This is a genomic window from Gemmatimonas aurantiaca T-27 (assembly GCF_000010305.1).
GTDB lineage: Bacteria > Gemmatimonadota > Gemmatimonadetes > Gemmatimonadales > Gemmatimonadaceae > Gemmatimonas > Gemmatimonas aurantiaca.
In genome coordinates this window covers 3,193,042-3,208,096 of sequence record NC_012489.1, presented here as the reverse complement: position 1 = coordinate 3,208,096, position 15,055 = coordinate 3,193,042, and the positions used below count along the sequence as shown (strand labels likewise).

General features: G+C 65.3%; 11 protein-coding genes. 4 read left to right on the top strand and 7 right to left on the bottom strand.

The annotated features are described in order from the left end of the window. The first annotated feature begins 100 nt into the window (after positions 1–100). Positions 101–2,470, top strand: coding sequence for a TonB-dependent siderophore receptor (locus GAU_RS14010; RefSeq protein WP_041265547.1), 2,370 nt, complete (start codon positions 101–103; stop codon positions 2,468–2,470). An 18-nt stretch (positions 2,471–2,488) separates the two neighbouring features. Then, positions 2,489–3,169, top strand: coding sequence for a Fe2+-dependent dioxygenase (locus GAU_RS14005; RefSeq protein WP_015894538.1), 681 nt, complete (start codon positions 2,489–2,491; stop codon positions 3,167–3,169). 130 nt (positions 3,170–3,299) lie between these two features. Here GAU_RS14005 and GAU_RS14000 read toward each other — a convergent pair whose 3' ends face one another. The 7 genes from GAU_RS14000 to GAU_RS13970 form a co-directional block, all read right to left on the bottom strand. Further along, positions 3,300–4,175, bottom strand: coding sequence for a DUF4097 family beta strand repeat-containing protein (locus GAU_RS14000; RefSeq protein WP_041265546.1), 876 nt, complete (start codon positions 4,173–4,175; stop codon positions 3,300–3,302). Further along, positions 4,172–5,086, bottom strand: a complete 915-nt coding sequence (locus GAU_RS13995; protein ID WP_015894536.1) for a DUF4097 family beta strand repeat-containing protein — start codon at positions 5,084–5,086, stop codon at positions 4,172–4,174. Before GAU_RS13995 ends, GAU_RS14000 begins: the two co-directional genes overlap by 4 nt. A 20-nt stretch (positions 5,087–5,106) precedes the next feature. After that, entirely contained in the window at positions 5,107–5,946 is an 840-nt protein-coding gene (locus GAU_RS13990; RefSeq protein ID WP_015894535.1) for a hypothetical protein, read from the bottom strand. Positions 5,947–6,011: 65 nt separating this feature from the next. Then, on the bottom strand, positions 6,012–6,575 hold the full coding sequence (locus GAU_RS13985) for an RNA polymerase sigma factor (RefSeq protein ID WP_052574608.1): 564 nt from the start codon (positions 6,573–6,575) through the stop codon (positions 6,012–6,014). A gap of 109 nt (positions 6,576–6,684) precedes the next feature. Next, positions 6,685–7,344, bottom strand: a complete 660-nt coding sequence (locus GAU_RS13980) for an HAD family hydrolase (protein ID WP_015894533.1) — start codon at positions 7,342–7,344, stop codon at positions 6,685–6,687. Continuing rightward, complete coding sequence (locus GAU_RS13975; RefSeq protein WP_156799042.1) at positions 7,341–9,701, bottom strand: DEAD/DEAH box helicase; 2,361 nt, start codon at positions 9,699–9,701, stop codon at positions 7,341–7,343. The genes GAU_RS13980 and GAU_RS13975 overlap by 4 nt, the downstream gene beginning before the upstream one ends. Before the next feature lie 34 nt (positions 9,702–9,735). After that, complete coding sequence (locus GAU_RS13970; RefSeq protein ID WP_015894531.1) at positions 9,736–13,053, bottom strand: Eco57I restriction-modification methylase domain-containing protein; 3,318 nt, start codon at positions 13,051–13,053, stop codon at positions 9,736–9,738. A 195-nt stretch (positions 13,054–13,248) separates the two neighbouring features. Here GAU_RS13970 and GAU_RS13965 point away from each other — a divergent pair, with 195 nt between their 5' ends. Together GAU_RS13965 and GAU_RS13960 are read left to right on the top strand one after the other, a co-directional pair. Continuing rightward, complete coding sequence (locus GAU_RS13965) at positions 13,249–14,097, top strand: D-amino-acid transaminase (protein WP_041265544.1); 849 nt, start codon at positions 13,249–13,251, stop codon at positions 14,095–14,097. Beyond that, the gene (locus GAU_RS13960) at positions 14,097–15,050 is read left to right on the top strand and encodes a S66 peptidase family protein (protein WP_052574463.1); all 954 of its coding nucleotides are present in this window, start codon (positions 14,097–14,099) and stop codon (positions 15,048–15,050) included. Before GAU_RS13965 ends, GAU_RS13960 begins: the two co-directional genes overlap by 1 nt. Positions 15,051–15,055: the final 5 nt, after the last annotated feature.

The following is a 15,055-nucleotide window of genomic DNA, read 5'->3' as shown; positions in this document are numbered from 1 at the left end:
TTCAAAAGTACGTAGTAATCCCGATTGATTCAATCGGATTTCTTCGCCAGACTGCGCGCGCTGAGCAATCAGCCGGGTCCCATCCGCAACCAGTCAGGCGATGAAGAAGAAGAGGAACAGTTCGCACAAGGCGCTGACGGGCGTCCTGATGGCCACATCGGCCGTTGGGCTCGCACCAGCCAAGCTGCCTGCCCAAGGGGTCGAAGCCCGTAGCCGAGCTCAGCAGCCTGCTGCCCGCCCCGAACGCTTCGATGTCCCGGCCGGTCCCCTCGACGCCGCCCTCAAGCAGTTCGAAGCCGCTACTGCCCTCACTCTCCGTATCGATGCTCCCATCGTGGGCATGCAGACCAAGGGCGTGCAGGGAGAGTTCACGCCGCAGCAGGCGCTGGCCCGTCTGCTCGATGGCAGTGGGCTGACCTTCGTCTTCACCGGCGAAAAGGTCGTCATGCTCCGCCCGCGCGGCAGCACGGTGCTTGATGCCGTCAACGTCACTGCCACACCCCGGGTGTCTTCAGCCAAGTACACCGCTCCCCAGGTGGACATCACCCGCTCGGTCGCGGTGATCCCCAAGGACATCCTGCAGGCTCAGGGCGCGACCTCCCTGCGCGATGCCATCCGCAACGTGCCTGGCATCACCATCAATGCCGGCGAAGGTGGCGGCGGCATGCCGGGCGACAACTTCAACATCCGCGGCTTCAGTGCGGCCAACGATTTGTTCGTCGATGGTGTGCGCGATCTCAGTGGTTTTGCCCGTGAGTCGTTCAACCTCGAACAGGTCGAAGTGCTCAAGGGGCCGAACTCCGGCATCACCGGACGCGGGTCCACTGGCGGCACCATCAACATGGTCACCAAGGTGCCCAGTCTGCGGGCCGATCGCAGTGGTGCCATCGTGCTGGGTTCGGCCGATCAGCGTCGCGCCACGGCCGATGTGAACCAGCCGCTGCACGTGCCGGGCATTCCAGGCGCCGCCGTGCGCGTCGCTGCCGTTTCGAGCAACAGCGGCGTGGCCGGCAACGATGTGATCGAATACAACAGTTGGGGCGTTGCGCCGTCGCTCTCCGTGGGTCTGGGCACGTCCACGCAGGTGACGCTCGCCTACACACGCTCCGAGCAGGACAACATTCCGTCATACGGTGTGGAGACCTTCAATGGCGTGCCGACGGTGGACACGCGCCACTTCTTCGGGTTGCGCAGTCTCGACTTCGAGAAGGTCAATTCCAACAACCTGGCCCTGAAGGCCGCGCATGTCTTCAACGAACATCTGACGCTGCGCAACCAGTTCAGCTCCGCGCATTCCGACGTGGGTCGTATCGTCACCCCGGTCAATCCCACCACCGGTGCACGTAGCCCGAAGACACATGCCGTCGAAAACGACATCCTCACGAATCAGACGAATCTGACGTCGTCGTTCGAAACGGGTGCTGTTGGGCATGATTTTGTGGCGGGCGCCGAGTTCACGCGAGAGAACAGTCTGCGCGGAGCGTACACGATCGCCACACGGCCTTTCCCGACGATCGCGAACCTCAACGCCCCCACGGCCGATGCCGACTATCAGTCGGCGATCACACGTACGGTGACGCGCACTGTGCGTGCGCAGTCGGCGGCGCTGTACGCCTTCGAGACGATGAAGATCGGTTCGAAGCTCGAACTCAACGGCGGTCTGCGCTGGGATTCGTACAAGCCTGAATACACCGACTCGGCGTCGAAGGCGACCATCGCGAGCACGGGCAATGCGCCGGTGCGCACCACCAACGTCAGTGGCAATGCGGCGGTGAACTTCAAGCCGACCGTGGGGAGCAGTCTGTATTTCTCCTACGGCACGTCGTTCAATCCGGCGACGGAAAACCTGTCGAACGATGCGGTGAGTGCGAACAGCAAGCTGCCACCCGAGAAGAGCCGCTCGCTCGAAGTGGGTGCGAAGTGGGAACTGTTCAAGCAACGTCTGCTCACCTCGTTTGCCTTGTTCCGTACGGAAAAGACCAACGCGCGCACCACCGATCCGGCCAATCCTGGATTGGGCACCATTCTCGCCGGCAAGCAGAAGGTCGAGGGCGGTGAAGTGTCGGTCACGGGTCGTATCACGGACCACTGGGCCGTGCTGGCCGGTTACTCGCGCATGAGTGGGAAGTACGTGGAGTCCCCGAATCCGGCGCAGACGGATGCCCCGTTCACCAATGTGCCGGCGCATAGTCTCAACGCCTGGACGAGTTATGCCGTGACCAAGCGTCTCGAAGTGGGTGGTGGTGGACGGTATGTGGATCGTCGTCTGCTGCGGGCCACGGCCACGTCCACGGTGTATGTGCCGGCCTATCGCACGTACGATGCGATGGCGAAGTATCAGCTCAGCTCTACACTCGGATTGCAGGTGAACCTGATGAACCTGACCGATGAGCTGTACTACGACAGCGGTCGGATGTGGGTGCCGGCGGCAGGTCGTGCGGTGTCGGTGACGACATCCGTCAAGTTCTGACCCACACCGGACCTCACGATGCTTTTGCAAGTTCCGGAAGTGCTCACCCCCGATGAAGTCCGCGCGATGCGCGAGATGCTTGATCGGGCCGAGTGGGTGGATGGTCGCGTGACGGCGGGACATCAGTCGTCGCGCACCAAGAACAACATGCAGATCCCCGAGGACAATCCGATCGCGCGTCAGGTCGGTGACCAGATTCTCGCGGCGCTGCAGCGTCATCCGTTGTTCGTCGGCGCCGCTTTGCCGCTCAAGGTCTTTCCGCCGTTGTTCAACAGCTACGCAGGCGGTCAGTCATTCGGCATGCACGTCGACAATGCCATTCGGCAGGTGCGCGGCACGCCGCATCGCATTCGCACCGACCTGTCGGCCACGCTCTTTCTCACTGATCCGGAAGACTACGACGGCGGGGAGCTGGTCATCGAGGATACCTACGGGCAGCATCGTGTGAAGCTGCCGGCGGGACATCTCGTGTTGTATCCCTCCACCAGCCTGCATCTGGTGGAGCCGGTGACCCGTGGCGCGCGCGTGTCCTCGTTCTTCTGGCTTCAGAGCATGATCCGGGACGATGCGGAACGCACGTTGCTGTTCGATCTCGACATGGCCATCCAGCGTCTCAATCAGGACGCACCGGATCATCCGTCGGCAGTGCAATTGACTGGCATTTACCACAATCTCCTGCGTCGTTGGGCCGACGCATAATGCCCTGATGATCATGTGCGGGCGCCGCAGATCCGGCGTCAGCACATGGCCGTCATGCATGCGGGGCCGGTGGCAATGCGTTCATGCATCGCCGCCGGCCCCGTATGTACATGTTGCACCAACGGAATGTTCAGTTGAGCCGACGAAGCGTGATCGCGCCGTTCACCGTACTGGCGCGCAGCCGCGAACGACCGTCGCCCACCGTGCCACGCAGGCTGCGCGATGACAGCGCGCCCGAGACCGTGATGGGGAAATCGGTACTCACGCGGCCGTTGACCGTGGAGAGATCGAACTGGGCGCCGAAGTTGCTGGGGACTTCGACCGTGATGGAGCCGTTCACGGTGCTGTATTCGAGATCGCCGGCGTTGTCGCGTGAACTGACGGCCACGTGAATGCTGCCATTGACCGTGCTGGCGCGCACCGGCCCGCCGGCGCCACGTGCGCGCAGGCTGCCATTCACCGTCGAGCCCACGACTTCGCTGGTCACTCCGTCAATCTCGATACCACCATTGACTGTCGAGAGGTTGAGGCGGACGCCCTCAGGGACGCGCACGGTGAAGTGCACCGACACGTCGTTGCGGTCGTTCCAGCGATTGCCGCGCCGCGAGCGGATTCCTTCTTCGTCGCAGGTCGAGCCTTCTTCCCACAGCGCGCAGATGACGATGTTGTCGCCCGATCGCTTCTGTTCGATGCGTACCATCTCGGGATTGCCGCGGCGCCAGCGCTTTTCGGCCGAGACCTCCACGCGCCCACTGTTGCTGCGCTCCACCTCGATGCCGCCATTGATGTTCTTGATGAATAGCTGACGGCCGCTGGCCATGTTGCCCGACCAGGTGAAGGCGTCCTCGCGTCGCGAATCCTCACGACGGGAGTCCTGGGCCTCCGCCGTGGCGGACAGTGCGCCAAGGGCGACGGTGGCCGATGCGAATGTGGTGACGACGCGCCGGGATGCACGGGGCCACATCACACGGCCGGACCGGCGACCCATCAGGGAGAGAAAGCTCATGAACGATTACCTCGCAGGATACGCACGTCACCACTGAAGGTCGAGATATCGATTTGCGACGTACCGCCGCTGCCGAGTTCATAGCGGCGCGTGGCACGTCCCCGACCGGACGATGGGATGTTGTTGGGGGCCATGGTCAGTGGAAAACCGGCGGTGAAATCACCGGATACGGTGGACAGTTCGATACGGCCGCGTTGGGATTCCGGCAGGCGCAAGGTGACATCACCCGAGTGGGTGCTGAGTTGCACACGAGCCCCGTCGGTGAAGCTGCCGTCGAAATCCACGTCGGCATTCATCGATTCCACGAGCAGTCGCGGAATCCGTTCACCGTCGATTCGCACATCGCCGCTGGTGGTGTGCACCTCGACATCACCGCGTGCGCCGCGGATGCCGATGTCCCCACTGACGGTGGTGATGCGCACGGACGACGGTGCGCCCGTGATGGTGATATCGCCCGACACGGATTCCACGATGACGCGTCCGCGCACGCCGGCGAGCTGCAGGGTGCCACTCTGTGTGGTCACTTCCACATCACCCGCAAATTCCTGGACATCGACATCGGCCGAACGGGTGTTCACGACGAGTCGGACACCACGCGGCACGTCGACCTCGAGTACATCGTCACTGCGATTGCGCGACGAGCTGCTGAAGCTGCGCCGCTGTTCGTCGCGCCCCACCACCGTGAGGGCCACGCCGGTGCTGCGCAGGCGCTGGTCGTTACGGAGTCCACGCACGGCGCCTGTCGTGCCTTCCACACTGCGCACCACCAGATGGCCGGACGACAGCGTCACGTCCACCACCGATGTACCAGTGAGTTGCAGGGTGGTGTCACGTCCTCCCCGCTGGGCGTGGAGTGGCGTGGCCATGGTGATGCCGAGGGCGAGGCCCACGGCGAGACCGATGGTTTTCATGGACCGAGACGGCGAAGGCTTCACAGCAGGGCTACCCGGCGCATCAGGGCCAGCTTGGCCTGCAGGGCGCGATCGAGTTGCGAAGACACCACCGCGCTGCGCGGATCACGCTGGAGCGCGGCTCGGCTATCCGTGATGGCCATGTCGATGATGTCGAGATTGCGGCGCAGGACCGTGACGGTGCTGCTGTCGAGCTCCATGAACCGCTCGTCGACGATGTGCCGCAGGGCGGAGATCTCGCGCTCGTAGGTGACATCGATGTCGAGCATGTCGACATCGTCGTTGGCCACCCGGCTCACCGCCGGGCGACGTGCGCTGGTGGGGATGGGTGAGCCGGTTGCCACATGCGTCGTGGCCGTCGGGGGCGCTGCGTCGGTCTGAGCGGAGGAATCGGCCGAGCGTATACCGATCGAGGTCGGTGCATCGACCCCTGCGACGGTCAACGTGCGATCGGGGCCTGCCACGCCCGTGACGCCACGTCGCGCGATTTGCCAGGTCACCACGGAGCTCACCGCCACCAACAGCGTGGCGGCGGCGGCGAACCAACGCACGGTGACCGTGCGCCGGCGTGGGACCTCGAGGCGGGTGGCGGTAGGGATCGGGATGACCGGTGCTTCGAGCCGGGCTTCGATGCCACTCCAGAGATCACGCGGCGGGGACAACGCCGGCAGCGCCGCCGCGCCGGCAATCACGGCTTCGAGATCATCGACAAGACTCGCGCAGGCCACGCACCGATGACGATGTGCCGTCATCCAACCCTGCTCGCTGGTCTCGAGATCGTGTTCCAGCCACGCGCCCAGTTGCGCTTCGAAGCGCGCACAGTCGTTGGCGTGGGAAACAGGAGATCCGGTGGTCGTCATGGTGAACTCGGGAATCAGTGCGTTCGGGCGCGGTACGAAAGACAGAACGGTCGGGAAAACAGGTCTCAGCGGGTCAGGGCATTCCGGAGCAGCATGCGGGCCCGGTGCAACTGGGCCTTGCTGCCACCGGGGGTGATGCCGAGCTGCTCGCCGATCTCTTCATGCGTGAAGCCTTCCACATCGTGCAGGACGAACACCCGGCGCGCGCCGTTGGGGAGCCCACCGATCGCGTCCTCCAGGTCGAGACGCTCGGTGACCCGGTCGGCACGCGCAGGGGTGACATCCAGCACCTCCTCCTCCGCGTGTCGCCCGTGCTGGACCCCGAGATTCTTCCGGCGCGAGAGGATGACGTTGACGGCCACCCGATGCAGCCAGGTGGAGAACGCCGCCTCGGCACGAAATCCGGGAAGTTTCTGCCAGACGCGCACGAACACGTCCTGCGTCACCTCCTCGGCCAGCACCCGATCGCCCAGCATGCGGACACACAGACCGAACACACGATCCGCATGGGCGCGGTATACCCGCTCGAACGCCTGACGATCGCCATTCGCGGCCGCCGACACGTCGTCCACCCCCGGTGATGTCACCGGGGCCGGAAACGGCCGGGATTCGAGAAAGGGATCTGTCACGACGAGTGCGAGCAAAGGGGCTCCGGGAACGTTGCACCCGATTGGATGATCCGGCGCCCCGCAGGGTTTGAACGCAGGTCGAAATAGACCGCCGTGGCTCGGAGCCGGCTCAGTCGAGGCGGGCCACGATGTCCGGGAGCTCGTGGAAGCCGGTCATCCAGAAGGTCGGGGACGCCTTGGCCAGCTCCTCCCGCGAAAACGGTCCCCAGAGCGCGGCGGCGGTCTTCACGCCGGCGGCCAGGCCGGAAAACATGTCGTGTGGCGAATCGCCGACAAACAGAGCGCGGTCGGGTGTGGCGCCCAGCCGGTCGAGGGCCAGCAGCACGGGGTCGGCCAGTGGCTTGTGGCGCTCGGTCTCTTCGAAGGTCACCACGGTGTCGAAGGCGTCTGCCAACCCGACATGCTGCAGCGACCGGCTGGTCATGATCCGCCCCTTGCTGGTGACGATGGCGGTGGGGTGCCCGCGTTCCCGGGCCCAGGCCAGCATCTCCAGCACGGCCGGGTAGGGCGTGGTGAGGCTCTCGAGGTGCCGGTCCTGATACTCCCGATACCGCGTGACCAACTGCTCGGCTTCGTCAGCAGTGTCGCACCACTCCGCGAGCTGGGCGCGCAGCGGGGTACCGATGCCAGCCACCCATTCGGCGGTGGTCGGGCATCGCCGGTGTCCGACGAATGCGTGTTGCATGCTTTCGAGCAGCAACTGGATGGAGTCGATCAGCGTGCCATCAAGATCGAAGAGCAGGGCGTGCGGTGTCCGGCCTTGGGTCATGTCCGAAGATTAATCGGGAGTATCAGGATCATGGCCACGAGACGATACCGGTCGGATGCCACGGACCCGGTGTGATCCGGGTGGTGATCCGAGTCGTTATCCCGCCGCGATGTCGTGGGTGCCGCCTGCCGGAGGAGCGGGTCCCTTTCCCAGCCTGCCAGCCATTGGCGCACTTCGGCCGTTGTGCTGGGCGAAAGCGTGGGCGCTCGTGCGCACCACGCAGCGAGGGCGGCCTCCATGCCAGCTCCTCGGAGTGTCTCGATGGTTGATTGGATCCTGACAATGTGTGGCGCTTCCCTCGTGCGTTCGGTGACGGTGAGTTGCGCGAGGGCGCGGTGCAGCAGCCGGAGCGCCCGTGTCTGGGTCGGCGTGGCCTGGTTCCTGTCGATATCCCACAAGCGATGCGGCGTGACGCCCAACGAGGCTGCCGCGGTTTGGCGGTCGACCCATCGGGTGAGGCAGCGATGGACACGCTCATACTCGGGCGCGACGGCGGCGCGGGACACTGCGCCCTCCTCGGACCCGGATATGGCGCGGATCGTTGCAAGCAACGTGTGCGAACCGGACAACACTGGCGGGCTACCGCCCGGTCGGACTACGAGAAGGCGGGGGTGTGATGCATCGGGAGGGTGCAGCAAGGCGAGCGCCTGCGTGGTACGACGCGCATCACGACGCCAGCACACCGAAAAGGCGACGGATGGACATTCCTGCGAGGAAGCTGTGGTCGCACGATCCCACGTCTCGATCGCCTCCCGCAAACGTGCTGAGATCTCCGGCGGGCTGGGTTGGGCGCGTGTTCCCGCTACGTGTCGTCTGGCCAGGCTCGCCTTTTGTGCGATGCGCGCTTCGGCACGCAGGGCGGATGTCGCATGTGCGGAGCTCCGGAGTCGGTAGACGTGCACGGCTTGGTGGGGCGATCCGAGGCGTGCACAACGGCCGACGCGTTGGGTGAGCAACGCGTGTGTCCACGGCAAATCGAGATGCACGACGACGCCGGCATCCTGGAGATTCACACCTTCTGCCAACAAGTCCGTCGTGATCAGCAATCGCACCGCCTGGTGCGGCGGTGGGGGCGGTCGCCCTTGTGCGGTGGGCGCAAAGAACCCCAGCAGTTCCTCCCGTTGAATGGGTCCGCTCGCGATGCGACCATTGCTGCTGGTGAGCATGCCCACGCCCGCGATGTCCGCGAGCGCTCGATACATCGCAATCACGGTGCGTTCGAATTGGGAGAACGCGATGATCGGTACGTCGGCGTGACGATGCATGATTTCGCGCAGCCGTTGTGCGCGAACTGTGTCACCTGTGCTGGTCAGCCCATGGTGGTGTGTGAGTGCGGTGATCGCCTGGAGGTGGTGCTCCAGTGTGAGCAGGAGTGGCATCGCCTCCACCGCATGAGTCACAAGGAGTTCCGGGAAGGCCAGTTGCCCATCGGATTCACCGATGACCCACGACCGCAGTTCCTCTGCGGTCGGGTGTCTCCCGGCATGCAAGGCATCGCGTAGAGCTTGGCCACGGAGTTGGCGACGACGCAGTGCGCCGGCCAGGGCCGCATCACTGGAGCACCAGGCGCGTAAGAGTCCGAGTCGAATGAACGCGCCTGCGGCGGCGCCATCTCGCGTGGGCAGTGGCGCGGGCAGTGTCAGGATCTTAGTAAGGGTCTCTTCGTTCTGCGGAATCGGACGAATGCGATGTTCGACGATGGTGGGACGGTGGACTCGGCCTTGCGTGGACCCTGATTCCGGCACGGACGGTGTGGATTGCCTGACGATCATCTCCGGTTGCACCTGGCGTGTGAACAGGGCGCACAGTGTCTGCAGTTCCGACGCGGTGTTGTGAAGCGGTGTGGCCGAAAGCAGGAGTGTGTGTGCGCCGGTCACGGCATGAGCGAGGGCGCGGTAGCGGGCGGTGTTGGCGTGTCTGAGTTGGTGCGCCTCGTCGATCACAACGAGTGTGCTGGTGTTGGACGCGAGTCTTGCGTGGCGTCGACGTGAGAACTGGTGCAGTGAATGCACCTGAACCTGTGGTCGCTTCGGTGGCCGGGTCTGTTCCGGCGCTGGTGTCGTGGTCGATGTGCGTTGGACCGCATCCCACCACATGGAGAGCAAGGTGGCGGGCGCCACGATGTGAACCAACTGGTAGTGGCGCGCGACGGCGAGGGCGACAAAGGTCTTTCCCGATCCTACGTTGTCGGCCAGCAGGGCACCGCCGTATCGGGCGATGATGCTGCGCACATGGACTGCCGTTTCGAGCTGCGTGGGCAACAATTGCACGAGTCCGAGGGTGAGTGACTCGTGGTGGTGTGGGGGTGTCGTGCGCAGCGCCTGCGCGATGCGGTGTTGCACTTCGGTAAGTGGCATGCTGCTCGGCAGCACGGGCGTTCTGCCGTGTGGCTCAGCCACGGCGGTACCAATCGATCAGCGGCTGGATCTGATCGAAGGTGAGCCCGTAGGTGTCTGTTACTGCCGCATCGAGCGTGTCGCGTGTTGGAGGTGATATGCCGCGATGTAGTCGCTCCCCGATGGGGGCCAGTATGCGGCGGGCGGCGGGCCAGTCGGCGGGCAACGGCAGTGATGCGATGGTCCAGCCGAGGAAACGTCGGAAGCCGCCGCGTGCGGGTTCGGCGAGCGGATCGAGCCAGGCGGCCGAAACGGTGGACTGCAGCAGGGCGTGCAGGGCGAAGGCATCGGAATCGGTGGGCACACGCACGACATAGCAGCTGTTGAGTGGTACGGTGGGATCGCCAGCCGGCAGCACCTGCGTGCGGAGCGACCTGCCGATATCTGCCCACACAACGCGTGGTGCATCATTGCGTGCAGAGTCGGTGCGGAAGAGTGACCACCATGGCGTGTGGTGTCGCGCGTCGCGCCGGGCGTGGAGTCGGGGACGCCAGTGTGCGAGCCAGCGTTGGGTCGCGGTGGGGAGTGTGGGTAGCGCGGCGCCATCGAGTCCATGGGTCCAGATGATGCGCAAGTCATTCGCGTGCGGCGGCTCCTCGCGATCATCGACCTTGGGTGCGAAGGGATCGCGGACGGCTTCACCGCGGAGCGCGGGGCGGAGCAGGTGGCGTTCGATGACACCTTGCCGTGGGGCCGATGTGGTCAGTGCGGTGACGGTGGCCGAGTGATCATCGTGTTCGTGCGCGTGCACGAGGAAGGCGGCATTGCATCCACACTTGACGCCGAGGAGGGGGCGGCCGAGTGGGGAGTGCGCGAGCGGCGGACCCGCATCGCGCAGCCGTTGGAAAGCCAGGCGTGGGGCGTGGGGGAGCAGCAGCCACGGTGCGTCAGGATCACCATCGAGCGAGAGGGCGTGCGGCTCCACCTGGAAGTGGAGCGGGGTTTCCCGCACGATGGTGACGCGCACCGGTGAATCTTTGAGAAGGAGGGGCGACGATTCGGCGAACCGGGAGGTATCGGCAGCGGCGGGGCTCGCACGCCGAGTCGCCACGACGAGTGATGGGTAGGTGGCCGCATCGAACTGTGCCGGGGCGTCGCTCCAGTCGTGCAGTGCGTGCAGATGCATCTCCTGTTGCAGCGCTCGACGAATGCCGCCTCCGGCGAGTGTGCGCCACAGTTTGGCCGGTACGAGCAGCGCCAGGGTACCGCGCGGGGCCAGCAACTGCATACTGCGTTCCACGAAGGCGACCGCGAGATCGGCTTGGGCGGCAAAACCGGCACCGGCGCCAGCGCGGGTAGCCCCGGCGCGCCATCCCGCGTGTCGCATGGCGCGGAACTCCTGGCGCAGCCACTGTCGTTCGTGTTCGGGCATGGCGTGTGGGCGCACCCACGGTGGGTTGCCGACAACGAGATCAAACCCATGTGCTGCTCCGACATCAGCGAACATGGCGCCGAAGCGGAAGGGGAGCGCGCCTCCGAGTTGGAGACGTTTGCGGTGCGTGGACAGTTCGCGGGTGGAGGTGCGCAGGGTGGTGAGTCTGGCCCGATCGGCACGTGTGGCGCGTGTGCGTTGACCGAAGAGGTCGCGTCCGCGCAGGCTGGTCAGCAGTTGCCGTCGTTCACGGCCGATGGCGTCGAGGCGGGAGGAGAGTTCCGCGACACTGCGTCGGCGTTCTTCCTGGTCGAGTGCTGATGCGATGGTGATTTTGCGGGCGCCGCTGGCCCGGCTGTAGCGAGCACGCAGGGTGGAGAGCGTGCGACCGCTGGGAGGTGCAAACCGGAAGGTGCCTCCAGCCAGCGAGTCTCCGATTCTGATGTGGTGGTCGAGGTTGGGGAGCGGCGCGATGCGGTCGATATCCGGATCGTGGCATTCGATGACCACTGCCAGCCACAGTCGCAATTCGCATAGCCAGACCGCCATCGGATCGCGATCGACGCCGAAGATACCAAGTGTGAGCAGGGCGCGACGCCGTTCATGGGCTGGACGCTGGTCGCCGGCGCGTTTGAGTAGTGTGTCGAATCGTTCGAGGGCACGCACCAGGAACGCACCGGAGCCGCAGGCCGGATCGAGGACGCGCAGGCAGGCCAATCGATGGGTGATGGTGAACGCCGCTTCTGCGGAGAGGGGGGCGTTGGAGGACTCTTCGAGCACAGCCGCCGGGATGGAGGGGAGCAGCGCCGTGAGTGCCTCGGAGATGGCGGCGTCGACCAGATGCGGCGGCGTATAAAAGGCCCCGGATCGACGCCGGTCTTCGGCTGCCATGAGACTTTCGAAGGCGCGACCGAGCATTTCGGGATCGACCGCGGCTTCGGACCATGACGTCGAATCTTCGTGTGCGGTGAAGCGGTAGCGATCGAGCACGCCGGTGATGAGGGCCGTGAGCGCATCGTCGCTGAAGTGCAGTGTGCGCGCGCGCCGCTCGAGTGCCGTGGGTGAGAAGAGTCCGCCATTGAGAAACGGGACACGACCGAACAGACGTGCTGTGACGGCGCGTGCGCGGCGCGGTGTGTTGAGCGTGCCGAAGAACAGCGGACGGAGAAGGCGCTCGTGCAACGCGCCCCCGCTTTCGAGCACACGGAGGGTATGGTGGAGGAGAAAGTCGCGACGATCGTCGAGCCAGCCTTTGGCTTCGAGGAAACCCAGGAACAGACAGCGTGAGAGGCACAGCAGGGCCAGCTCCCGTCGCTGGGCGGGGGTCAGCGCGGTGGCGGCGCGACTGCGGGTGCGGCCTGACGGGGCCAGCGAGCGAGCCAGCGTGTCGACGGCCTGTTCGAGCGCGCGATAGAATCGCAGCGACAGCGCATCCCGCCGCAGGATATCGGTGAAGCGGGCATGCCGAATCGGAGAGGGATCGTGCGCCGCAGCGGCCAGTGCCCGGAAGGTGTCGGCGTCGGAATCGAGGACTCGGCGTCGGTCCACGCGGAGTGCTGCCACGCGCGGCCCGCCGTTGGTGTCGCTGACCGCTGCCAGGCACAACATGCACTCCTGATCGTCGATGGTGCAGAGCAGCCATTGGCGGGTGGGCGCATGCCGAACGAGTGCCTCCGCGACCCGTTTGGTCCGTTCCCGCAGGTCGTGAGCCCCGTCGAGTGTGTCGGCAGGGGTGAGGTGCGCGGTGAGCAGTCGCAGCGCTCCCGGGCCTTCAAAGAGGTCGGCGCGTTGCACCAGGTCTTGCAGCCCCAGATCCCGTCGGATGGCGGTCGGAACCGTCAATGGGTCAGGCGCAAATCCCAGGACGGGGGCGAGGGCCCGCAGGGCCGAGTGGGAGTCGGCGCGGGAGAGGAGCTGGGCGGCGGCGCGGAGGGTGAGCACGGCGCCACGATGGCATGGCGCATCCGCCGGTGTGTCATCCGAAATGCGCGCCCATGCCCATGGGAACGCAGGGGGCGTGTGCGATCCATTATCTTTTCAGGATGCCGTCGATAGCGATGGGCGGCGTTTCCCGTGATGCATCCGGGCGCGTCATTCCGGCGCGGCCCATGCCATGTCATCTCTCCGGTTTCCGTCATGCGCACCTGCTGGATCAACGGCCAATTCGTCCCCGAGTCGGAAGCGAAGCTTTCCATCTTCGATCGTGGCGTCCTCTTCGGAGATGGGGTGTACGAAGTGGCGGCCGTGTTTCAGGGGCGATTGCTCGATGCCGATCTCCATCTGGCGCGCCTGACGCGATCGTTGGGTGAGATTGGCATGCCCGCGCCGGCGAGCAATGACACGTTGCTCGAGGTGATGCAATCGCTGGCCACCACGAACGGGATCGACGAAGGGTTGGTGTACCTGCAGGTGACACGCGGCGAGGCGGAGCGCGATTTCCCGTTCCCGACCACGGTGAAGCCGTCGGTGTTTGCCTATGCCCGCCCCAAGAAGCTCAGCGACGACCCGAATGCTGCGGGGGTCGCGGTACATGTCGTGCCCGATCTGCGCTGGGCGCGCTGCGATATCAAGTCGACGTCCATGTTGGCACAGGTGCTGGCCAAGCAGGCCGCGCGCGCAGCGGGCACCTTCGAGGCCATGATGCAGGAAGACGGGCTCGTTACCGAAGGCGGGTCGAGCACGCTCTGGATCGTGAAAGACGGTGTGACGTACACGCGTCCTTTGTCCAGCGATATTCTCGCCGGCATCACGCGGGATGTGGCAATTGCCCTGGCCATCGACGTGAGCATGCCGCTGGTGCAGCGGGCATTCACGGTGGACCAGGCGGTAGCGGCCGACGAGTGTTTCCTCACGAGCGCCACGAGCTTCGTCCTGCCGATCACGCGCATCGATGACACGGTCGTTGGCAATGGAACGCCGGGGCCGGTGACGCAGCGTCTGCGTGAGGCGTACCTCGATCGGGCGCGTCGCCTGACGACGGTGTGATGATGTTGGGGGCCGTGTCTGCGTTGCGGGAACCTGCGCTGTTGGGGGAGGGGGCACACATCGCCCTCGTGTCCCCCTCCGGTCCCTTGGGCGGTCCCCATGAACTCGAGCATGCGATCGAGTCGGCGACCAGTCTGGGCTGGCGGGTCTCGGTTGGTCAGCACGCGCTTGCCCGCGATGGATACTTCGCGGGCTCCGATGCCGATCGTGCGCAGGATCTCGTGGCCGCCATGCTCGACGACGACATCGACGCGATCTGGTGTCTGCGAGGCGGGTACGGCGCGATGCGGCTGCTGCCACAGGTGCAGGACGCATTGGATCGCACGCGGGGGCGTGTGCGCCCGCAGGCGCTGATTGGATACTCCGACATCACCGCCCTGCACGCCGCCTGGCAACGGGCCGGGCTGGTGAGCTATCACGGGCCTACCGCACGAGCGTCACTGACCGCGTTCACGCGTGCGGCGTTTGTATCGGCCGTGCAGGAGGCGACACCGGGAGTCACCCCGCTCGTGGCACCACACACCACCTGCATGGTGTCTGGATTGGCGACGGGCAAATTGGCCGGTGGCAATCTGGCACTTGTCGCCGCACTCTGTGGTACACCTTGGGCGATGGACTTTCGTGGTGCGATTGTCATCCTCGAGGATATCGATGAAGCCACCTACCGCATCGATCGCATGCTCACGCAGTTGCGACTGGCCGGAGCGTTCGATGGATGCGCAGGGCTGGCCTTCGGGCAGTTCACCAACTGCCTCGACACCACCAGCGATGGATCACGATCGCTGGCCCTCGTCCTGCAGGACGTTGCGGAGGCGTTGCATGTGCCGGCGCTTCGTGGCATCCCCGTGGGACATATTGAGGATCAGTGGACGCTGCCCTTCGGTGCACGTGCGACGCTCGATGCGGACGCAGGCACACTGGCCGTCCACCGCGTCGGTCCAACATCACCCTGACCCGT